Source organism: Streptomyces sp. BYX5S (assembly GCF_054724165.1).
Genome location: NZ_CM138829.1, coordinates 3,686,791 through 3,706,320 on the forward strand (window position 1 = coordinate 3,686,791; position 19,530 = coordinate 3,706,320).

The following is a 19,530-nucleotide window of genomic DNA, read 5'->3' on the forward strand; positions in this document are numbered from 1 at the left end:
GGGCAACGGGCGGTGGGATCGGTTTCGCGCTGTGCCTGCCGCCGCGCGTCCGGCCAACTAGTGTTCTGCCAGGCTTGATCCGTGAGGGGAGACACATGACAAGCAGGTTCACCGAGCTGGGCGTCGACTGCCACGACCCGGAGCGGCTCGCGGCATTCTGGTGCGAGGTCCTCGACTTCAAGGTGCTGGAGCGGCGCCCGGACATGGTCGAGATCGGCTCGTGGGTGCCGACCGTCGAGGACGTCCGGGCCGGACAGAAGCCGCCCACGCTGGTGTTCCTCCGGGTCCCCGAGGCCAAGGCCGGGAAGAACCGGCTGCACCTCGACGTCAGCCCGATCGACCGCGGTACCGAGGACGAGGTCACCCGACTGCTCGGCCTCGGTGCCACCAGGGCGGACGTGGGTCAGGGCCCGGACCGGAGCTGGGTGGTCATGGCCGACCCCGAGGGCAACGAGTTCTGCGTGCTGCGCACCCTGGCGCCGTAGGACCGGTGCCACCGGCCTCCGAGAGGCGGCCGGTTCACCGGTGTGCCGCCGCGGCCTCCTCGCGCGCCGCGGCCACCGCCAGCCGGGCCCTGCGGGTGCGGGGGCCGAACAGGGCCAGAGCCACCGCACCGACCATCCACGTACCGGCGATGAAGTAGAAGACGCTCTGGTAGCCGTGGCTGTTGTAGAGCGCCGCCACGATCAGCGGGCCCGCGGCGTTCGACAGCCGGCCCAGACCGTAGGACACGCTCGTGCCCAGGGAGCGGCCCCGGGTGTCGAAGAGCTCGGGGGAGTAGGCGTACGCCAGCGCCGTGTAGCCCCGCTCGAAGAAGTTCACCAGGAAGCCGAACACGATGATGAACACCGGGCTGAAGGTGAGCCCGTACAGCAGACCGCACACCGCGATGACCGTGCCGAACACCGCCAGCGACCACTTGCGCTCGAAGCGGTCCGTGACCAGCGACGCCAGATACGAGCCGAGCGGCGCGCCGACCGTGGTCAGCGCCACGTAGAAGACAGACTTCTCGACGCTCATGCCCTCCTTGGCGAGCAGCGTCGGCGCCCAGCTCGAATAGCCGAAGAAGCCGATGGTCTGGGTCACCCACAGCACCGTCAGGAGCAGCGTCGGATACAGGTACCTCTTCTGGAGCAGGATCTTCAGCGGCGCCTTCTGCGCCGGGACGTCGTCGACCGGCGGCGCCGGTTCGGGGAGCGGCCCCTTCTCCGCGGCGACCTGCTCCTCGATCTCGCGCAGCACCCTGTCGGCGGCCTCGTGATCGCCCCGGCTCTCGTACCAGCGCGGCGACTCCTTGAGGTACCGGGTGAACATGATCAGCAGGATGCCGAGCGAGCCCCACAGGTAGACCAGACGCCACGACCAGTCGCTGAGCGGGACGACGGCGCTCGCGATCAGGTTGGTGACCGGCGTGCCGCAGATGCCGATGACGATGGCGTACGCCTGGTACTTGCCGCGCACGGCCGCCGGATACATCTCGTTGACGTAGACGACGGCCACCACGGTCATCGCCGACAGGCCCGCCGAGGTCAGGACGCGGAACACACCGAGCGACGCCAGGTCCCAGGAGAACACCGAGGCGAACGAGAAGAACGCGAAGAACAGCGTCGTCTGCACGAGCGCCCGCTTGCGGCCCCACCGGTCCGCGATCGTGCCACCGACGATCGAGCCGATGAACATGCCGACGAACGAGAGCGAGGTGACGTACGCGACCTGATTGACCGTCACGCCCCAGACGTCGATCAGTTTCGGGGCGGTGGTGGCGAAGCTGTTGATGTCCGCGAACTCGAAGAAGTAGGCGAACGACACGGCGAGCAGCGTGAGTTTGTGGAACCGGGAGATCGGCAGTCTGTCGATCCGGTTGAGGGCGTTGGAGTGGGAGGGTGACATGTGACGCCTTCGTCAGATGGGTGGAATTGGGGAGGGCGGGGGCTAGGCGGATTCGTCCGGCCAGTACAGGCGCATCGGGTTGTCCACGAGGAGCCTGCGCTGCTCGTCCGCGGTCACCGCCACGTGCGGGACGTGGTCGACCAGGAGCCCGTCGTCGGGCATGTGGTCGGTGAGGTTGGGATGCGGCCAGTCCGTGCCCCACAGCACCCGGTCGCCGAACTCCTCGACCACGCGGCGGCCGAAGGGCACCACGTCCGTGTAGGCGTGCCGCTCCCGGTCGAGGGCGGCGGGGCCGGTGACGGTGAGACGCTCGGGGCAGGTCACCTTCACCCAGACGTCACCGCGTTCCACGAAGCGCAGGAAGCGGCCGAACTCGGGGCCGTCCACCGGCTTGGTGACATCGGGGCGCCCCATGTGGTCGATGACCAGGGGCGTGGGCAACGAGGCGAAGAACTCCTCCAGTTCGGGCAGATCGGCGCTCTCGAAGTACAGGACGACGTGCCAGCCCAGCGGGGCGATCTTCCGCGCGATCGTCATGAGCGCGTCCGTGGGGGAGGTGTCCACCAGCCGCCGTACGAAGTTGAAGCGCACGCCTCGTACGCCGGCGGCGTCGAGGTCGCGCAGCTCGGCCTCGGTGATGTCCGGGCGTACGGTGGCGATGCCGCGCGCCCGGCCGCCCGCCGCGCGGACCGCGTCGACCATCGCGGAGTTGTCCGCGCCGTGGCAGGTGGCCTGCACGATCACGTTGCGGGACACGCCCAACCGGTCGCGCAGCGCGAAGAGTTCGTCCTTGCCGCCGTCGCAGGGCGTGTACTTGCGCTCGGGGGCGAAGGGGAACGCGGCCTGCGGACCGAAGACATGGCAGTGCGCGTCGACGGCCCCTGCCGGGAGCCGGAAGGCCGGAGTGGACGGGTTCTGGTACCAGTCCAGCCAGCCGGGTGTCTTGGGGGAGAGGGTGTGCATGTTCGCGGCTCCGGAAGGGAGTTGAGGGGAGGGGGAGTGGTGTGAGCGGTGCGGGTCACCGGCCGCCGGGCGCCGGTTCTCAGCGGCCCTGGCTCTTCAGCAGCGCGTCCAGGCGCGGGTACACGGCGCGCGCGTTGTGCTCCTGGACCGCCGCCAGGTCGTCCGCGGGAAGCCGGGCCGCCTCGGCGTAACGGAGGGTGTCGTCGAAGTGGTGGCCGGTGCAGGGGTCGATGTCCCGGACGGCGCCGATCATCTCGGAGGCGAAGAGGATGTTCCGCGTGGGGACGACGTCGTACAGCAGGTCCGAGCCCGGCTGGTGGTACACGCAGGTGTCGAAGTAGACGTTGCCGAGCACGTGCTCCTCCAGCGGCGGCTTGCCGAGCGCCATCGCCAGGCCCCGGAACCGGCCCCAGTGGTACGGGACGGCGCCGCCGCCGTGCGGGATGACCAGCCGCAGCGTCGGGAAGTCGGCGAACAGGTCGCCTTGGACGAGCTGCATGAACGCCGTGGTGTCGGCGTTGAGGTAGTGCGCGCCGGTGGTGTGGAAGGCCGGGTTCACGCTCGTACTGACATGGATCATGGCCGGGATGTCGTACTCGACCATTTTCTCGTAGACGGGGTACCAGGAACGGTCGGTGAGCGGCGGCGCCGTCCAGTGGCCGCCCGACGGGTCCGGGTTGAGGTTGATCGCGACCGCGCCCAACTCCTCGATGCAGCGCGTCAGTTCGGGGACGCAGGTGGCCGGGTCGACGCCGGGGGACTGCGGGAGCATCGCGGCGGGGGCGAACCGCTCCGGGTACAGCCGGGCGACGCGGTGACACAGGTCGTTGCAGATCGAGGCCCACGCCGCCGACGTGGCGAAGTCACCGATGTGGTGTGCCATGAACGAGGCGCGCGGGGAGAACACGGTCAGGTCGATGCCGCGCTCGTCCATCAGCCGCAGCTGATTCGGCTCGATGGTCTCGCGCAGCTCGTCGTCGCTGATCCGCAGGTCCGCGCGGGCGGGCGCGGCGGCGGGGTCGGTGAGCGAGGCGATCTGCCGCTTCCGCCAGGTTTCCAGCGCCGGCGGCGCGGTCGTGTAGTGACCGTGACAGTCGATGATCATGATGGTGTCCTTCGGGTGCGGCTCGTCGTCGACGCCCGCACCATGACCCCGCCCGGACACCCCGCCGAGCCCTCCGGACACCGAACTAACCGTCCCTTAACATTGCGGCCCCCGACACACGCCCGGGGTGGCCGTCACAGGCACGTGGTCTACATTCGTCGGCGGGCGGTATCAGTGCGGACACCGCTGATGGGAGGCGGGAAACGTGCAGATCTTGCTGGCCGAGGACGACGACGGGGTGGCCGGCGCGCTCCTGGAGGTCCTCTACGACCACGGGCATGTCACCCGGCGCGTCACGCACGGCAAGGACGTGCTCACGTACCACCGCAGCGCCGACCTGCTGCTGCTCGACCTCGGGCTGCCCGACATCGACGGTCTGGAGGTACTGCGGTCCCTGCGGGCCGTGAGCGACATGTCGGTGGTGGTGCTCACCGCCCGCGGCGACGAGCGTTCGGTGGTCCGCGGGTTGCGCCTCGGCGCCGACGACTACCTGGTCAAACCGGTACGACTCGCCGAGCTGCTCGCCCGGATCGACGCCGTCACCCGCCGCTTCGCGGCGAAGCACACACCTCGGGCACGCAAGGTCGCCGTCGGGGACATCGAGATCGACCTCGACGTGCGCCGTGTCACCATCGGCGGCGCCGACACCGAGCTGACCACCAAGGAGTTCGACGTCCTCGCCGTCCTCGCCGCGCGCGCCGGGACGGCCGTCAGCCGCGAGCAGGTCCTCGACGAGGTGTGGGGAGACACCCACCACGGGGTGTCCCGCTCCCTCGACGTCCACCTCACCCAGCTGCGCGCCAAGCTCGGCCGCCCCGACCTGCTCACGACGATCCGGGGCTTCGGCTACCGGTTCGGCGACGCCGCGGACTGAGGAGCGGCGCCGTGTTCAACCGGGTCCAGGCCGCGCTCCTCGCGTTCGTGGTGCTCGCCGTCGCGGCGTTCGCCGTGCCGCTGCTCGTGGTCACCGCCTCGGACCGTACGCAGGAGCTGGTGCTGGCCCGCAGCTCCGACCTGGACCGCTTCGGCTCACTCATGGACCAGGCCGCGACGACCGGTGACACCTCCGCGGTCGTCGCCGAGGCACGCCGCTACACCCAGCTGTACGGAGAGGCGCTCGTGGTCACCGACACCGCCCACCGGCCCGTCGTCGAGACCGGCGGCATGCGGGCCGCCGACCCCGCCGTCTCCCGCCTCATCGACGCGGCGCTGCGCAACCAGACGGCCCACCCGAAGGACTCGCTCACCCCGTGGTCGCACGGACAGCGCATGTTCGCCGAGCCCGCGGGCACCGGCACCCGGGTGTCCGGCGCCGTCGTCCTGCGCGCCTCCGTGCGCACCGCGGCCGATGACATCACGTGGCGCTGGGCCGCCGTCCTCGCCGCCGCGGCCCTGGTCGCCCTCGCCTGCACGGGGCTCGCGCGCGCGGTCACCCGCTGGGTGGTCCGGCCGCTGCGCAGCCTCGACCGCGCCGTCGGACAGCTCGCGGCCGGGCTGCCCCCGGCACACACCCGCGCCTCGGGACCGCCCGAACTGCGCCAGCTGGCCACCGGATTCAACCGCATGGCCGACACCGTCACCACGGCCCTGGAACAGCAGCGCCGCCTCGTCGCCGACACCTCCCACCAGATGCGCAACCCCATGGCGGCCCTCAGGCTCCGCGTCGACGCCCTGCACACCCACCTGCCCGCGACCGCGCACCGCACGTACACGGGTGTCACCACCGAGGTCGACCGCCTGGAAACCCTCCTCGACGACATGCTGGCGCTCGCCACGGCCGAACACCGGGCCGGGGAACTGACCATGGCGGGCGGCGAACGCCCGGCCTGCGACGCCGCCGCCGTCGCGGCCGACCAGCACCGGCGCTGGGAACCCGTGGCCCACCGCGCGGGCGCCCGCCTCACCCTCCGGGCCGCCACCCCCGCCATGACCGCCTGCACCGAGCCGGAACTCGCCCAGATCACCGACGTCCTCCTCGACAACGCCATCAAGTACGCGACCCAGGACGGCAACGGGACCGACCGCGCCGAAGCCGAGATCACGCTGCGCTGCGCCGTCGAGGGACCGTCCGTCGTCCTCACCGTCACCGACGACGGGCCCGGCCTGGACGCCGAGGAACTCACCCGCGCCACCGAGCGGTTCTGGCGCGCGGGCCGCCAGAGCGGCGCCACGACCGGAACCGGCCTCGGCCTCGCCATCGCCGAACAGCTGCTCGCAGGGCGCGGCGGCCGCCTGGAGCTGCGCCCGGCCCGCCCGCGGGGACTGTGCGCACGGGCCGTCCTGCCCCGGGCCGACACACCGGACGTGGCCCGGTGAACCGCCGCACCGCACTGCGGACCGGGTTCGGCGCCGCCGCGGCCGTCGCCCTCGGAGGAGCGCTGGCGGGCGACGCCTCCGGGCAGGCCCCGGGCCCCAGCGGCGTCCTGCGCCTCGCGACGGGGGAGCCCACCGCGTTCTACGAGGCCTTCGGCCGTCTCCTCGCCGAGGAACTCACCTCCGCCCACCCCGGCCTGGACTGCCGGGTGCGCACCACCGCCGGGAGCGTCGACAACATCGAGCTGCTGCGCGACCACCACGCGGACCTCGCGCTCACCCTCACCGCCACCGCACAGGACGCCGCGGGCACCGACGTGTTCCCCCGGCCCGTGCCGCTGCGGGCCATCGGCCGGGTCTACGAGACGTACCTCCAGTTCGCCGTGCGGGCCGACGCGGGCGTACGCACCGTGGCCGACCTGCGCGGACACGTCGTCTCGCTGGGGCCGCCCGGTTCGGGCGCGGCCGTCTTCGGCGAGCGGCTGCTGCGCGCGGCGGGCCTGTCCGCGCGCACGGACGTCCGGGTGCGCCATCTGCCGCTGAACGACGCGGCGCGTGCGATGGCGGCCGGGACCGTCGACGGGCTGCTCGTCGCGGGCGGCGTCCCGCTGCCCGCGCTCACGAACCTCGACGAGCGGCCCGGCCTGCGCTTCCTGCCGCTGGCCGAACTGCTGCCCCGGCTCGGCGACCGGGAGAGCCGGGCGGCGGCGGGCCTGGAACAGGTGTCGCTGCCGCAGGGCGCGTACCGGGCGGCGGGCGGGGTCGCCACCATCGGGGTCTCCAACCTCCTGGTCTGCCGCCCCGACCTGCCGCACGACGTGGCGGAGGCCCTCACCCGGCTGCTCGTGCGACGGGCCACGTCCCTCGTTCCGGGGAACGCGGTGGGCGCCCAGTTCCTCGACGTACGCAGCCTGATCGGCACGGGTGCGGTGGCGCTGCACCCCGGGGCGCTGGCCGCGTACCGGGCGCTGCATGGGTGAATTGCGTCAACTGCGCGTCTTTGCGGCCGGTCCGTCGTTGAAACACGTGACCATGATCAACGTGTTCGAGGAGGCGACGGATGAGCAGCAGGACCAACAGGACCAAGAAGAAGGGGCGTCGGCACCGTACGGTCAACCGCACCCCGAGGCCGGTGACGCGGCGCGAAGCGGCCGTGGAGCCGGGCGCGACGCCGACGGCCGCGGCGGTGGTGCCCGGTCAGGGGAGCGGCCCGGACCTGGACCGCGTACTGGACAGGCTCGGCTACGGACGCCTGCGCTTCCCGGCGCCCACCCCCGCGCCGGCATCGGCGCCGGCACCCGTATCGACACCCGCGCCCGCGCCCAAGGACACGGTGGCTGAGCCGAGTCCGGAGCAGGCCCAGGGCGTCGCGAACCTCGCCAAGAACACCCGGCTGACGCTGGACCGGCTGGCAGGGGCCGCGCACGGGCTGACGCTGGAGCAGCTCTGCGAAGAGGTCGGCTGGACGCCGCGCACGGTGGCCCGGCACCTGAAGAAGCTCGCCGACGGCGCCCTCGCCGAACAGGCCGAGGACGGCCGCTGGTTCGCGAGCACGAAGGCCGCCGCGCTCTCCCACCGGTAGACGCGCGGAAAACCGGTGGACCGGTCCGCGCGGACCGTGCGACGGTCCGGGCATGCCGAGTCAGAGCGAAACGCCCGAGCCCTACGGGCCCTTCGAGTCGTGGGAGTCCTCCGACGGGACCCTCCTCACGTACCGACAGCGCGGCTCCGGGCCGCCGGTCGTGATGGTCCACGGCTCCGGCGGTGGGCTGCACTCCTGGGAGCCGGTGGCCGAACTCCTCGCCGACCGCTACGCGTTGTGGACACCGGCCCGCCGGGGGTACACCCCGAGCGGGCCGGGTCGCTCGCCGAAGCGCTTCGCCGACGAGGTGGCGGACCTCGGGGCGCTGATCACAAGGATCGGCGCCCCGGTGGACCTGGTCGGCATGTCCTACGGAGCGACCGTGGCCCTGCACGCCGCCGCCGCACAGCTGCCGATCCGCTCGCTGGTGCTGTGGGAGCCGCCGCTGTTCGCGGCGGGCGCCGAACTGGTCCCCGTACAAGCCGAGTTCGAGGAACTCTCGGGGCGCGGCGACCGGCGGCGGGCCGAACGCCTGCTGGCCGAGAAGGTGGCCCGCGTCCCGGCCGCGCTCCTCGACCTCATGGACGCGGGCGAACCCGCCGAGGACGAGCCGGACGACGCGCCCGGCTGGTGCCGCGACATCGAATCGCTGATCGCCGAGCCGGTGGACGTGGCGCGCTGGTCCGCCGTCACCGTGCCCACGCTGCTGATGGGAGGCGCCGACACCTGGCAGCCGATGCCGGCCGTGCTCGACGCGCTGGCCGCCGCGCTGCCCGACGTCACCCGCGTGACGTTCCCCGGCCAGATGCACTTCGCGCCGTCGCTCGTACCCGACGAGGTGGCCGCGGAGATCGCCCGCTTCCTCGCTCCCAGGGGTTCCCGGCACCGACCGGTGCGGAACGGTTGACCCCGCGCGGCAGCCGCTCCGTAAGGTCGCTCCTGGACGGGTCCGCCCGAGGCGAGGGGGCTGCCGGTGAACAAGGCTTTGTACGAACGGGAGTTGTACCGTTTGCAGACGGAGCTGGTGAGACTCCAGGAGTGGGTGCGGGCCGAGGGCGCCCGGCTCGTCGTGGTCTTCGAGGGACGGGACGCGGCGGGCAAGGGCGGCACCATCAAGCGGGTCGCCGAGCACCTCAACCCGCGGGTCGCACGCATCGTGGCCCTGCCCGCGCCCACCGAGCGCGAGCGGACGCAGTGGTACTTCCAGCGGTACGTGGAGCACCTTCCCGCGGCGGGTGAGATCGTGCTGTTCGACCGCAGCTGGTACAACCGGGCCGGTGTCGAGCACGTGATGGGATTCTGCACCCCGGCCGAGCACCGGCGCTTCCTGCACCAGTGCCCGATCTTCGAGCGGCTGCTGGTGGAGGACGGCATCCTGCTGCGCAAGTACTGGTTCTCGGTGAGCGACGCCGTTCAGGAGCGGCGGTTCCGGCGCCGCCTCGAAGACCCCACGCGGCGCTGGAAGTTGTCGCCGCTGGACGTCGAGTCGATCACCCGCTGGGAGGCGTACTCGCGGGCCAAGGACGAGATGCTGGTGCACACGGACGTACAGGAGTCGCCCTGGTACCTCGTGGAGAGCGACGACAAGCGCAGTGCGCGCCTCAACATGATCGCGCACCTGCTGAGCACGGTGCCGTACCACGATGTGCCGCCACCCGCGGTCGAACTGCCCGCCCGGCCGCCCACGACCGGCTACCGGCGGCCGCCGCGCGATCTGCAGACCTACGTCCCCGATCACGCGGCGGGCGTGCGCCCGGACTGACCGCAACGGCCGCGGCCCGCCGGTCAGTCCGGCCAGGTGCCGGTCAGGCTCCGGGTGGCGGTCGCGCCCCCACGGTCGACGGCGGCCTTCACCACGGCGAAGATCGCCCCGTGCAGGGCCGAGGCGATCAGCACCTCCTGCCAGCTGCGGTGCTCGTCGGTGGCGTCGGGGGCGTCGTCCTGGTGCCCGAGCAGCTTCCACGTCTGGTCGAAGGCGATCCCCGCCATCATGCCGCTGACCGCGCCCAGGGCGAGACCGACCGGCTTGTACGCGATCTTCACGGTGTTCATCGGCGCCTCCACAAACGCTGGACCAGCCAGAACACCAGCAGCGTCGTCGACACGGCGAGCAGCGGACCGCGCTTGTCCCATCTCACCCCCGCCGCCTGGCCGGCCTTCTCCCGCACGGGTGCGGGAGTTTTGTCCTTCACCAGGTGCGTGACGTGCGTGGCCCGCTCGCGGGCCTGTTCCTTGAGCTCCGCCGCCCGCCGCTGGGCGTTGGCCTTCACGTCCGCCTTGGCGGCCAACTGCTCGACGGTGCGGCCCAGTTCCTCGCGGGTGTGGTCGATCTGCCTGCGCAGGTCCTGCGGGTCGGCCGCGTTCCCCTTGTCGGGGGACTGCTCACTCATCGGTGTGCCCTCTCCTTGATCTCGGCCACGTCGGTCTTGACGCTGTTCACCGCCTGTTCCGGCATCGGCGGGGACGCCTTGCCGAACTGCTTCTTGCCCAGGGCGGCCATCACGGCGGCGATCACGGCGAGCACACCGGTGACGATCAGCGCGGACACCCACACCTCAAGGACGAGCGACAGCGCGGCGATCGCGGTCACCACCAGCGCCTGCAACGCCAGGATCCCGACCAGTCCGGCACCGCCGAACAGTCCGCCGCCGGTGCTGAAACGCTTGCCCTTCTGCGCCATCTCCCGCTGCGCGAGCTGCATCTCCGCACGGACCAGATCGGACAGCTGCTGCGAAGCCCGCTGAACCAGTTCCCCCATCGACGCCTCGGCCCCGCGTTGATGTTGTTCTGTGGCTTGTCGTTGTTCTGTGGCGCTCATCTCGTCTCACCTACCTGTCCATGTGTCGTGAGAGCAGGGTCCTCGCCCGGGTACCCGGCCCGGGACGATGCAAGACGCGCGGGACATGGAGAACCCCGGGAGTCCGTGTGACGGACTCCCGGGGCCGGGGGAGAGGCGGGCCGGTCAGCCGGCGGCGAGGAGTTCGAGCGTGTCGATGACCCGGTTCGAGAAGCCCCACTCGTTGTCGTACCAGGCGACGACCTTGATGTGCCGGCCGTCGACGCGGGTGAGGGCCGAGTCGAAGATCGACGACGCGGGGTTGCCGGTGATGTCGGACGACACCAGCGGGTCCTCGGAGTACTCGAGGACACCGGCGAGCGGACCCTCGGCCGCGGCGCGGTACGCGGCGAGCACGTCCTCGCGCGTCACGTCACGGGCGACGGTCGTGTTCAGCTCGACGATCGAACCGACCGGCACGGGTACGCGGATCGAGTCGCCGGACAGCTTGCCGTCGAGGTTCGGCAGCACCAGCCCGATCGCCTTGGCGGCGCCGGTCGTCGTCGGCACGATGTTGACCCCGGCGGCGCGGGCGCGCCGCGCGTCGCGGTGCGGCCCGTCCTGAAGGTTCTGTTCCTGCGTGTAGGCGTGCACCGTGGTCATGAACCCGTGCTCGATACCGGCGAGTTCGTCGAGGACGGAGGCCAGCGGCGCGAGCGCGTTCGTGGTGCACGAGGCGTTCGAGACGATGGTGTGCACGGCCGGGTCGTAGGCGTCGGTGTTGACCCCGTACGCGAGGGTGACGTCGGCGCCGTCCGAGGGGGCGCTGACGAGGACCTTGCGGGCGCCCGCGTCGAGGTGGGCGCGGGCGGCCTTGGCGGAGGTGAAGCGGCCGGTGGCCTCCAGGACGAGGTCCACGTCGAGTTCGGCCCACGGCAGCCGCTCCGGTTCGCGCTCGGCCAGCACCTTGATCCGCCGGCCGTCGACGACGAGCGTGTCCCCTTCGGCGGTCACCGGGCGGCCGAGGCGTCCGGCCGTGCTGTCGAAGGCGAGCAGCCGGGCGAGCGCGGCGGGTTCGGTCAGGTCGTTCACGGCGACGACCTCCAGGGCGCTGTCGCGCTCCAGCAGCGCGCGCAGCACGTTGCGTCCGATGCGGCCGAATCCGTTGATGGCGATGCGAGTCATGAATGGTGTCCCTTCCGTTCACCACCAGGCTCGTCCTTCGGCGACGCTCCTGACAGTGGCGGGATCGCCACTGTTCAAAAGGATCCCGCCAGGCGCGTCGAGGGCCGGATCACTCGCCGCGGGTGAAGGTGCGGCGGTACTCGCTCGGGGTGGTGCCGAGGATGCGCTGGAAGTGCAGGCGCAGGTTCGCCCCCGTGCCGAGCCCGACGTCCCCGGCGATCTGTTCCACGCTGCGCTCCGAGCGTTCCAGCAGTTCACGGGCCAGGTCGATACGGGCGCGCATCACCCACTGCATAGGGGTGCAGCCCGTCTCCTCGACGAAGCGCCGGGAGAACGTGCGCGGCGACACCCCCGCCTGCCGCGCCAGGATGTCGAGGGTGAGGGGTTCGCCGAGCCGGTACAGCGCCCACTCGCGCGTCGCGGCGAACCGCTCGCCCAGCGGTTCGGGAACGCTGCGCGGCACGTACTGGGCCTGGCCGCCGCTGCGGTAGGGCGCCGCGACGAGCCGTCGGGCGGCATGATTGGACGCGGCCACCCCGAGGTCGCCGCGCAGGATGTGCAGGCACAGGTCGATGCCGGACGCGGCGCCCGCCGAGGTGAGCACGCTGCCCTCGTCGACGAACAGCACGTTCTCGTCGACCCGGACGTCCGGATACCGCGCCGCGAGCGCCCGCGTGTAGTGCCAGTGCGTCGTGGCCCGCCTGCCGTCGAGCAGACCCGTCGCGGCGAGCGCGAACGCCCCCGTCGAGATCGCGGCCAGCCGCGCGCCCCGGTCGTGGGCGGCGACCAGCGCGTCGATCACGTCCGCGGGCGGGTCCTCCCGGTCCGGGAACCGGTAGCCCGGCACGAACACGATGTCCGCCCACGCGAGGGCGTCCAGCCCGTGCTCGACGTGGTACGCGAGACCGTCGCCGCCGGTCACGAGCCCGGAGGTCGCTCCGCACACCCGCACCTCGTACGGCATGCTCGCGCGCGTCGTGAAGACCTGGGCGGGGATGCCGACGTCGAGCGGCTTCGCGCCCTCCAGTACGAGGACGGCGACGCGATGCTGAGGAGAGGCGGGCACAGGAGGAGGTTAATCGCGCGGCGACGGCGATCCGGTGCGCCGGGGCGGCCAGTTACCCGGCCGAATCGGCGTGCTCGCGCCGGCCGGCGTGGAAGCGCGCCTTCTTCTGGCGGTTCCCGCACGTGTTCATGTCGCACCACTTGCGGGTGCGGCTCTGGCTGGTGTCGAAGAACGCGGCCCGGCAGGTCGGCGACGCGCACAGGGCCAACTTTCCGTCCCGCTCGCCCGAGAGCACGTCGATCGCGTCGGCGGCGATCACGCTGAGCGCGTCCTCCACACGGGACGCGCCGAGCCGCCATCGCCGCGTGCCCTCGGGCGTCAGCGCTGCCGCGGCCCGTCCCTCAGCGCTGTGGTCATTGATGACCTGGACGGCGGGCGCGGGGAGCGGGGCCTGGAGCGCGGCCGCGGTCGCGACGGCGTGGATCGCCTCCCGCAGCTCCTGGGCGAGACCGAGCTGGGCGGTGGTGCAGGAGTCCACGGCGAGGTCGTACACCGCGAGCCAGTCGAGGAGCCGCTGAGGCGTCGGAATGCGCTCCACGGGCTCTCCGTGGCGCTCCGACAGGGTCCCCGTGAAGCTCGTCGCCAGCACCTTGCCGAGGCGGAAGTCAGGGAAGGCAGCACGCATGGAACCACCTTAGCCGGTTGCGACACGGCTCGCCGGGCTGCTAGAACCGTCTTAGCCGGTTCCGCCGTGATCAGGAGGCCGTATGACCACCTCGACCAGTGATGTGCGGGCGTTCGAAGCCCGCGCGACCGACGCCGACCTCGACGAACTGCGCGCGCGCCTGGCCGCGGCGCGCCTGCCGGAGGCCGAGACGGTCAGGGGGGTCCCACCGGGACCGCGCCGGTGGGAACAGGGCGTACCGCTCGCCGACCTCGTCGACCTCGTGCACTACTGGCGCACCGCCTACGACTGGCGGGCGTTCGAGGACCGGCTCCACCGGATCGGCCAGTTCCGCACGACCGTCGGCGGACTCGGCATCCACTTCCTGCACCGCCGCTCCCCGCGTGCGGACGCCACGCCGCTGCTCATGACACACGGCTGGCCGGACAGCGTCGCCCGGTTCGTCGACGTCGTGGACGCACTGGCCGAGCCGAAGGACGCGGACGCCCCGGCGTTCCACGTCGTGGTCCCGTCGCTGCCCGGCTTCGGATACAGCGACCGCCCTGCCACCACCGGCTGGGGCACCGAGAGGATCGCGGCCGCCTGGGTGGAACTGATGGGCCGCCTCGGCTACACGAGGTTCGTGGCCCACGGCGGCGACTGGGGCGGCAACATCACGACGGTCCTCGGCGGCCGGTTCCCGGAGCAGGTCATCGGCATCCACACCACGTTCGCGGAGGGCCCGCCCGGACTGACGACGGACGGGCTGACGGCCGTCGAGCGCGCATGGGCCGAGGAGACCCGCGACTTCTGGAGCCGCCGCGCGGCGTACGCGAAGCAGCAGGCGAGCCGACCGCAGACCATCGGCTACGCGCTCGTCGACTCACCGGTCGGCCTGCTCGCCTGGATCCTCGACAAGTTCGCCGAGTGGTCCGACACCGAGGACAGCCCGTTCGAGACGATGTCCAAGGACCGCGTTCTCGACAACGTCACCCTGTACTGGTTGACGCGGACCGGCGCCTCGGCGGCCCGCATCTACTACGAGAGCCACAACGCGCTCGACCCCGACCTCAGGGTCGACGTCCCGTCGGCGATCACCGGGTACCCCCGCGACGTCGAGAAGTGCCCGCGCCCCTGGGCGCAGCGGCGGTACCGCCGCATCGTCCGCTGGAACACGCCCGAACGCGGCGGACACTTCCCGTCGTTGGAGGTCCCCGACTACTTCGTCGAGGACCTGCGCGAGGGCCTCGCAGCGGTGCTGGCCGCCGCTCGCCGACCGCGGTGAGCGGCGACCGTGGCCGCGGCGCTCAGCCCCGGTCCGTCGCGCCGAGCGCCGAGCCGAAGCGGGCCTTGGCCGCCGGGTGGCCCAGGTCCTCCGGGTTGAACAGGATCGAACCCGTACCGGTCGGCCCGTCCGCCGAGCCGGGGATGACACTGACCGCGCCGGTGCCCAGGTACTTGCCGGGCGCGCCCACCGAGAGATCCGCCCTGCCGTCCCCGTCGTAGTCGCCCGCGGCCACCGCCGAGCCGAACAGGTCGTTGCCCTCGCTCGCACCGGTCACACCGGGCGTGGCCAGGGTGAGGGTGCGCGCGCCGTCCGCGTCGAGACCCGCGTCGGCGCCGGGCACCACCGTCACCGCACCCGCGTTGTTGAAGCCGTCCGGGTCGGTGGCGGTGGTGTCGGCGGTCACGAGGTCGGCGTGACCGTCGCCGTCGAGGTCGGCGAGGACACCGGCCCGGCCGGGCCGCGCCTGGCCGCCGTACGCGACACCCGCGCCCATCCCCGCGGCGGTGCCCGGGAACATGCGCATCAGGAAGTCGTCCGGACCGTCCTCGGCGGTGGTGTCCACGACGATGTCGGCCTTGCCGTCGCCGGTGACGTCACCGGCGACGACGCTGTAGCCCGCGAACGGCAGGCCCGTCTTCCCGAGCGTCGCGCCCGTGAGGCCGCCCGCCGAACCGGCCAGCACGCCGAGCGTGCCCTCGTCCGCCGGGTCGTCGACGTAGGCGACGGTGGCGAGGTCGCTGAAGCCGTCGCCGTTGACGTCGGCCGCCGCGATCCGCCCCGTTCCCGCTCCGCCGCCGGGCGGGGTGAGGGACTTGACGGCCGGCGTCGCGGTGTCCCGCAGCTTGGCCGCGCCCTTCACCACGTGCACCTTCGTCCCGGCCGCGACCGCGATGTCGGCGCGGCCGTCGTGGTCGAAGTCCCCGACGGCCAGCTTGTCGCCGAAGGCCTGACGGGCCGTCGGTGTGGGCGCGTGGAAGGCGATCGCGTCCGCGCTCAGCCCGCCCCGAGCCCCGAAGACCACGGTGACCGAACCGGCCCCCTTCACCGAGCCGATCGCCTCCCCGCCCGCTCCGATCACCAGGTCCGCGTACCCGTCGCCGTCCACGTCCCCGACGGCCGTCGCCGAACCGAACCGGTCACCCGCCTCCGGGGTGCCCGGGATGCCCGCGGTGCGCTGGGTGATGCCCTTGTGGCGGGTGGTGCGCACACCCTGCGCGGTGCCGTACGCCACCGAGACGTAGCCCGCCTTCGCGTACCCGGCGATCGTCCCCTCGGGAGCGCCGACCGCAAGGTCCCCGAAGCCGTCGCCGTCGAAGTCGCCCGGCCGGGAGGCCTCGGCCCGGACCTCGGTCTGTCCGTACGCGGGCGCCGCCACCAGCACCCCTCCCGTCACCGTCAGCGCCGTCGCGCACGCCGCGAGCATCCGTTGCCGTCTCATGCCGTTCACACACACTCCCGTGGTCCTGTCGTGGTGGTGCCCGTGCGCGCCGTGTTCCGTGCGGGACACGGCGCAGCGTCATCACAGCAGACCTCTGGGACGGGTGACGGGTTGCCCACGCCGGGGTGGACGACATGTGAACGCGGGCCATCGCCCGACCGGACCGGCCCGTGCCGCCCGCTTCGAGCGCTCCGGCCGGGGCCTCGGCTGTGAGCCCACCCATATGAGCCACGGCACATGCTAAGGACGGTAGTAAGCGCGCTCGGCGTGCCGGGCCGCCGTCCGAGGGCCGCCCGAACTGTCCGATCTGCCGGTTCTCCGCGTCGGGGTAGTAGGTCACACCTTTGCGTCCACCCACGGCGCCCCGCTAACCCTGACTGAGTCCCGAGCAGCCGGGAGCGGCCGGAACACACCGGCCCCGGCTCGCGCCGCACGACGCACTTCGTGCACCACCCCGTTGGAGAGGCACCCCCTCATGCTGATGCCCTTTGCCCCGATGCCGACGCGCGCCGACAACCGCACCGACCGCATGCGCAGGATCTCCGTCGCCGGAATCGCCACGGCGGGCGCCGCCGCGATGGCCCTCACCCTGGTGCCCTCCTCGCCGGCGCAGGCGGCCGAGCACACCGCTCCCGCCAAGGCCGCCGCGCCCGCCGAGAAGACCGCGGCGCCCGCCAAGACGTACGCCGACAACCTCGACGGCTGGATCCGCGAGTCCCTCGACATCATGAAGGCGAAGGGCATCCCCGGCTCCTACGACGGGCTGCACCGCAACATCATGCGCGAGTCCTCCGGCAACCCGAACGCCGAGAACGGCTGGGACGTCAACGCCCAGAACGGCGTCCCGTCCAAGGGCCTGCTCCAGGTGATCCAGCCGACCTTCGACGCGTACCACGTCTCGGGCACGTCGAACGACATCACGGACCCCGTCGCCAACATCACCGCCGCCGCGAACTACGCGGCCGACCGCTACGGCTCCATCGACAACGTCGACTCGGCCTACTGAGCCGCCCGCGGGCGAGCACCGAACACGCAGCACCCAGCAGTACCCAGCAGCACCCAGCAGTGAGGAAGCCCTCCCCATGTCGCACGAGAGCGGGAACGCGCACCCGGCGCGCCCGGCCGACGAGCCCGCGGCGCCCGTGGTGCCCGCCTACGGCCCCGCCAAGCTGCGCCGCTCCCGGCACCGCAAACGCAAGCGCGCCCTGCGCTGGATGGCGGGCGGAGCCCTCGGCCTGACCCTCATCGGCGGCGGCGGTGCGGCCTACGCCTGGCAGCACCTCAACGGCAACATCAAGGGAACGGACGTCGACGCGGCCCTCGGCAGCGACCGGCCCGGCGAACAGCGCGGCGGCGCGATGAACATCCTCCTGCTCGGCTCCGACTCCCGCGCCGGAACCCACGGCGAGTACGGCAGCGGCGTCCTCGGCGCCCGCGCCGACACGGCGATGGTCCTGCACGTCGACAAGACACACAAAAAGGCCTCGGTCGTCAGCATCCCGCGCGACACCGAGGTCGACCGCCCCACCTGCAAGACGTCGCACGGCGCCGTGCGGGCGGCCCACAAGGCGGTCTTCAACTCCTCGTACGCGCTGGGCGGCCCGGCCTGCACCATGAAGACGGTGGAGAAGATGTCGGGCGTGCGCATGGACCACTACCTCGAAGTCGACTTCAAGGGCTTCCAGAAGCTGATCGACGAGCTCGGCGGCGTGGACATCACCACCCGCGACGCCATCCACGACAGCGGCAGCGGCCTCTCCCTCGACGCAGGCAAGCACCGCCTGAAGGGCGAGGACGCGCTGGCGCTCGTCCGCACCCGGCACGCCGTCGGCGACGGCAGCGACCTCGGCCGCATCCAGCTCCAGCAGGCGTTCATCAAGGCCCTGATCCACCGCGCCGACACCGTCGACCCGCTCGGCAGCCCGAGCAAGTCCTACGCGCTGGCCGACACGGCGACGAAGAGCATCAGCGCGGACTCCGAGCTCGCGTCCGCCGACGAACTCCTCGGCCTCGCAAAGGAGTTGAAGGGCATCAGCCCCGACCGCACCACCATGGTCACGCTACCCGTCACCTACGACGCCCGGGACGCGGGCCGCGTCCTGCCCCTCGACAAGGCCTCCCACCGCGTGTGGCAGGCGCTGCGCCACGACCGGCCGGTGCCCGAGGACGCGACGCGCGGATCCGTGGGCGACCGCACCGACTCGCCCGTGGTGCCGGGCTCGGCGACCTGACGACTCCCCGCCTTCGCCGCCCCCTTCGAAACCCTTTCGGCATCGCCTATGCTCCCGGGCATGCGAGAGGACGCGTACGTCGGCCGGGTCACCCTGGCGCAGGTGGCTCAGCAGGCCGGGGTCTCCATTTCGACGGTTTCGAAGGTGCTCAACGGGCGGCAGGACGTCGCGGCGCCCACCCGTGACAAGGTGGAGCGCCTCCTGGACGCGCACGCCTACCGCCGCACCACCCGGGTCGCCCACGAGGCGCCGCTGATCGAGCTCGTCTTCCACGAGTTGGAGAGCGTCTGGGCCCTGGAACTCATCCGCGGAGTGGAGAAGGTCGCCAAGGCCGCCGGCGCCAGCGTGGTGCTGACGGAGAGCGGTACGCGCCAGGCGCCGGGGCCCGAATGGATCGAGGGAGTGCTGCAACGCAGACCGCTCGGCGTGGTGCTGGTCTTCTCGACGCTGCCCGCCGAGGTCAAGCAGCAACTGCGGTCGCGCTCCATCCCGTTCGTGGTCATCGACCCTGCGGGCGATCCCGACCCGGACGTCCCCTCGGTCGGCTCGGCGAACTGGAACGGTGGTCTCGCCGCCACCCGGCACCTCGTCCAGCTCGGGCACCGGCGCATCGGTGTCATCACCGGGCCCGAGGACATCCTCTGCTCGCTGGCCCGCCTCGACGGCTACCGCTCGGCGCTGAGCATGGCCGGACTGCCGGTGGACCCCGAACTCGTGCGGTTCGGGGACTTCCACGTGGAGGGCGGACGCGAGCGCGCCGCCGAGCTCCTCGACCTCGCCGACCCGCCGACCGCCGTCTTCGCGGGCAGCGACCTCCAGGCACTCGGCGTCCTGGACGCGGCCCGGCTGCGCGACCTGCGCGTCCCGGACGACCTGTCCGTGGTGGGCTACGACGACGTACCGCTGGCCCAGTGGGTCAGTCCCGCCCTGACGACGGTGCACCAGCCGCTGCGTCAGATGGCCGAGGGCGCCGCGCAGATGCTGCTCCGGCTGCGCGCGGGGGAGGACGGGGCGACCCGGCTCGAAATGGCGACGAGCCTGGTCGTCCGCCAGAGCACGGCGCCGCCGCGCCACCGCTGACCCACAGTG

21 protein-coding genes are annotated in these 19,530 nt (G+C 72.2%); 11 read left to right on the forward strand and 10 right to left on the reverse strand.

Annotated features, from left to right (window positions below; translation table 11 throughout):
* The first annotated feature begins 95 nt into the window (after positions 1-95).
* Positions 96-485: a VOC family protein gene (locus tag ACYBSK_RS16760; protein WP_460246660.1), complete on the forward strand. Its 390-nt coding sequence runs from the start codon at positions 96-98 to the stop codon at positions 483-485.
* Between the two features lie 34 nt (positions 486-519).
* Here the strand turns inward: ACYBSK_RS16760 and ACYBSK_RS16765 are convergent, their stop codons facing one another.
* The 3 genes from ACYBSK_RS16765 to ACYBSK_RS16775 form a co-directional block, all read right to left on the reverse strand.
* A complete protein-coding gene (locus tag ACYBSK_RS16765; protein ID WP_460246661.1) occupies positions 520-1,890 on the reverse strand; it encodes an MFS transporter in 1,371 nt (456 codons plus the stop codon).
* A 42-nt stretch (positions 1,891-1,932) separates the two neighbouring features.
* Complete coding sequence (locus ACYBSK_RS16770; protein WP_460246662.1) at positions 1,933-2,853, reverse strand: amidohydrolase family protein; 921 nt, start codon at positions 2,851-2,853, stop codon at positions 1,933-1,935.
* Between the two features lie 79 nt (positions 2,854-2,932).
* Positions 2,933-3,958 (reverse strand): amidohydrolase family protein, encoded by a 1,026-nt coding sequence (locus ACYBSK_RS16775; protein ID WP_460247043.1) that lies wholly within the window; start codon positions 3,956-3,958, stop codon positions 2,933-2,935.
* A gap of 205 nt (positions 3,959-4,163) precedes the next feature.
* Here ACYBSK_RS16775 and ACYBSK_RS16780 point away from each other — a divergent pair, with 205 nt between their 5' ends.
* From ACYBSK_RS16780 to ppk2, 6 genes are all read left to right on the forward strand, one after another.
* Entirely contained in the window at positions 4,164-4,832 is a 669-nt protein-coding gene (locus tag ACYBSK_RS16780; RefSeq protein WP_460246663.1) for a response regulator transcription factor, read from the forward strand.
* Positions 4,833-4,843: 11 nt separating this feature from the next.
* The gene (locus tag ACYBSK_RS16785; protein ID WP_460246664.1) at positions 4,844-6,274 is read left to right on the forward strand and encodes a sensor histidine kinase; all 1,431 of its coding nucleotides are present in this window, start codon (positions 4,844-4,846) and stop codon (positions 6,272-6,274) included.
* Entirely contained in the window at positions 6,271-7,251 is a 981-nt protein-coding gene (locus ACYBSK_RS16790; protein WP_460246665.1) for a TAXI family TRAP transporter solute-binding subunit, read from the forward strand. Before ACYBSK_RS16785 ends, ACYBSK_RS16790 begins: the two co-directional genes overlap by 4 nt.
* 80 nt (positions 7,252-7,331) lie before the next feature.
* Entirely contained in the window at positions 7,332-7,853 is a 522-nt protein-coding gene (locus ACYBSK_RS16795; protein WP_460246666.1) for a winged helix-turn-helix domain-containing protein, read from the forward strand.
* 52 nt (positions 7,854-7,905) lie between these two features.
* Positions 7,906-8,760, forward strand: coding sequence for an alpha/beta fold hydrolase (locus tag ACYBSK_RS16800; RefSeq protein WP_460246667.1), 855 nt, complete (start codon positions 7,906-7,908; stop codon positions 8,758-8,760).
* Positions 8,761-8,820: 60 nt separating this feature from the next.
* A complete protein-coding gene (gene ppk2 / locus ACYBSK_RS16805) occupies positions 8,821-9,615 on the forward strand; it encodes a polyphosphate kinase 2 (RefSeq protein WP_460247044.1) in 795 nt (264 codons plus the stop codon).
* 23 nt (positions 9,616-9,638) lie between these two features.
* Here the strand turns inward: ppk2 and ACYBSK_RS16810 are convergent, their stop codons facing one another.
* The 6 genes from ACYBSK_RS16810 to ACYBSK_RS16835 form a co-directional block, all read right to left on the reverse strand.
* Entirely contained in the window at positions 9,639-9,905 is a 267-nt protein-coding gene (locus ACYBSK_RS16810; protein WP_457477905.1) for a DUF4235 domain-containing protein, read from the reverse strand.
* Positions 9,902-10,243, reverse strand: a complete 342-nt coding sequence (locus ACYBSK_RS16815; protein WP_460246668.1) for a DUF3618 domain-containing protein — start codon at positions 10,241-10,243, stop codon at positions 9,902-9,904. Before ACYBSK_RS16815 ends, ACYBSK_RS16810 begins: the two co-directional genes overlap by 4 nt.
* On the reverse strand, positions 10,240-10,611 hold the full coding sequence (locus tag ACYBSK_RS16820) for a phage holin family protein (protein WP_457481772.1): 372 nt from the start codon (positions 10,609-10,611) through the stop codon (positions 10,240-10,242). The genes ACYBSK_RS16815 and ACYBSK_RS16820 overlap by 4 nt, the downstream gene beginning before the upstream one ends.
* Positions 10,612-10,815: 204 nt before the next feature.
* Complete coding sequence (gene gap / locus ACYBSK_RS16825; protein WP_460246669.1) at positions 10,816-11,814, reverse strand: type I glyceraldehyde-3-phosphate dehydrogenase; 999 nt, start codon at positions 11,812-11,814, stop codon at positions 10,816-10,818.
* A 109-nt stretch (positions 11,815-11,923) separates the two neighbouring features.
* Positions 11,924-12,880 (reverse strand): GlxA family transcriptional regulator, encoded by a 957-nt coding sequence (locus tag ACYBSK_RS16830; protein WP_460246670.1) that lies wholly within the window; start codon positions 12,878-12,880, stop codon positions 11,924-11,926.
* Positions 12,881-12,932: 52 nt separating this feature from the next.
* A complete protein-coding gene (locus tag ACYBSK_RS16835) occupies positions 12,933-13,505 on the reverse strand; it encodes a CGNR zinc finger domain-containing protein (RefSeq protein WP_460246671.1) in 573 nt (190 codons plus the stop codon).
* 82 nt (positions 13,506-13,587) lie between these two features.
* Here ACYBSK_RS16835 and ACYBSK_RS16840 point away from each other — a divergent pair, with 82 nt between their 5' ends.
* On the forward strand, positions 13,588-14,769 hold the full coding sequence (locus tag ACYBSK_RS16840) for an epoxide hydrolase family protein (RefSeq protein WP_460246672.1): 1,182 nt from the start codon (positions 13,588-13,590) through the stop codon (positions 14,767-14,769).
* Positions 14,770-14,791: 22 nt separating this feature from the next.
* On the opposite strand, the gene ACYBSK_RS16845 is transcribed toward ACYBSK_RS16840, so the two are convergent.
* Positions 14,792-16,210 carry an FG-GAP-like repeat-containing protein gene (locus ACYBSK_RS16845; protein WP_457481773.1) on the reverse strand — a complete coding sequence of 473 codons (1,419 nt, stop codon included), beginning with the start codon at positions 16,208-16,210 and terminating at the stop codon, positions 14,792-14,794.
* Positions 16,211-16,691: 481 nt separating this feature from the next.
* Between ACYBSK_RS16845 and ACYBSK_RS16850 the strand changes: the two genes are divergently transcribed.
* From ACYBSK_RS16850 to ACYBSK_RS16860, 3 genes are all read left to right on the forward strand, one after another.
* Positions 16,692-17,216 carry a transglycosylase SLT domain-containing protein gene (locus ACYBSK_RS16850; protein ID WP_460247045.1) on the forward strand — a complete coding sequence of 175 codons (525 nt, stop codon included), beginning with the start codon at positions 16,692-16,694 and terminating at the stop codon, positions 17,214-17,216.
* Positions 17,217-17,292: 76 nt separating this feature from the next.
* Entirely contained in the window at positions 17,293-18,441 is a 1,149-nt protein-coding gene (locus ACYBSK_RS16855) for an LCP family protein (RefSeq protein WP_460246673.1), read from the forward strand.
* A gap of 48 nt (positions 18,442-18,489) precedes the next feature.
* A complete protein-coding gene (locus tag ACYBSK_RS16860) occupies positions 18,490-19,521 on the forward strand; it encodes a LacI family DNA-binding transcriptional regulator (RefSeq protein WP_460246674.1) in 1,032 nt (343 codons plus the stop codon).
* Positions 19,522-19,530: the final 9 nt, after the last annotated feature.

Bases quoted from the DNA above. Each gene is read 5' to 3' on its own strand.
- ACYBSK_RS16760 (WP_460246660.1), top strand. From the start codon at position 96: ATGACAAGCAGGTTCACCGAGCTGGGCGTCGACTGCCACGACCCGGAG.
- ACYBSK_RS16765 (WP_460246661.1), bottom strand. From the start codon at position 1,890: ATGTCACCCTCCCACTCCAACGCCCTCAACCGGATCGACAGACTGCCG.
- ACYBSK_RS16770 (WP_460246662.1), bottom strand. From the start codon at position 2,853: ATGCACACCCTCTCCCCCAAGACACCCGGCTGGCTGGACTGGTACCAG.
- ACYBSK_RS16775 (WP_460247043.1), bottom strand. From the start codon at position 3,958: ATGATCATCGACTGTCACGGTCACTACACGACCGCGCCGCCGGCGCTG.
- ACYBSK_RS16795 (WP_460246666.1), top strand. From the start codon at position 7,332: ATGAGCAGCAGGACCAACAGGACCAAGAAGAAGGGGCGTCGGCACCGT.
- ACYBSK_RS16800 (WP_460246667.1), top strand. From the start codon at position 7,906: ATGCCGAGTCAGAGCGAAACGCCCGAGCCCTACGGGCCCTTCGAGTCG.
- ACYBSK_RS16810 (WP_457477905.1), bottom strand. From the start codon at position 9,905: ATGAACACCGTGAAGATCGCGTACAAGCCGGTCGGTCTCGCCCTGGGC.
- ACYBSK_RS16815 (WP_460246668.1), bottom strand. From the start codon at position 10,243: ATGAGTGAGCAGTCCCCCGACAAGGGGAACGCGGCCGACCCGCAGGAC.
- ACYBSK_RS16820 (WP_457481772.1), bottom strand. From the start codon at position 10,611: ATGGGGGAACTGGTTCAGCGGGCTTCGCAGCAGCTGTCCGATCTGGTC.
- gap (WP_460246669.1), bottom strand. From the start codon at position 11,814: ATGACTCGCATCGCCATCAACGGATTCGGCCGCATCGGACGCAACGTG.
- ACYBSK_RS16835 (WP_460246671.1), bottom strand. From the start codon at position 13,505: ATGCGTGCTGCCTTCCCTGACTTCCGCCTCGGCAAGGTGCTGGCGACG.
- ACYBSK_RS16840 (WP_460246672.1), top strand. From the start codon at position 13,588: ATGACCACCTCGACCAGTGATGTGCGGGCGTTCGAAGCCCGCGCGACC.
- ACYBSK_RS16845 (WP_457481773.1), bottom strand. From the start codon at position 16,210: ATGAGACGGCAACGGATGCTCGCGGCGTGCGCGACGGCGCTGACGGTG.
- ACYBSK_RS16850 (WP_460247045.1), top strand. From the start codon at position 16,692: ATGCCCTTTGCCCCGATGCCGACGCGCGCCGACAACCGCACCGACCGC.
- ACYBSK_RS16855 (WP_460246673.1), top strand. From the start codon at position 17,293: ATGTCGCACGAGAGCGGGAACGCGCACCCGGCGCGCCCGGCCGACGAG.
- ACYBSK_RS16860 (WP_460246674.1), top strand. From the start codon at position 18,490: ATGCTCCCGGGCATGCGAGAGGACGCGTACGTCGGCCGGGTCACCCTG.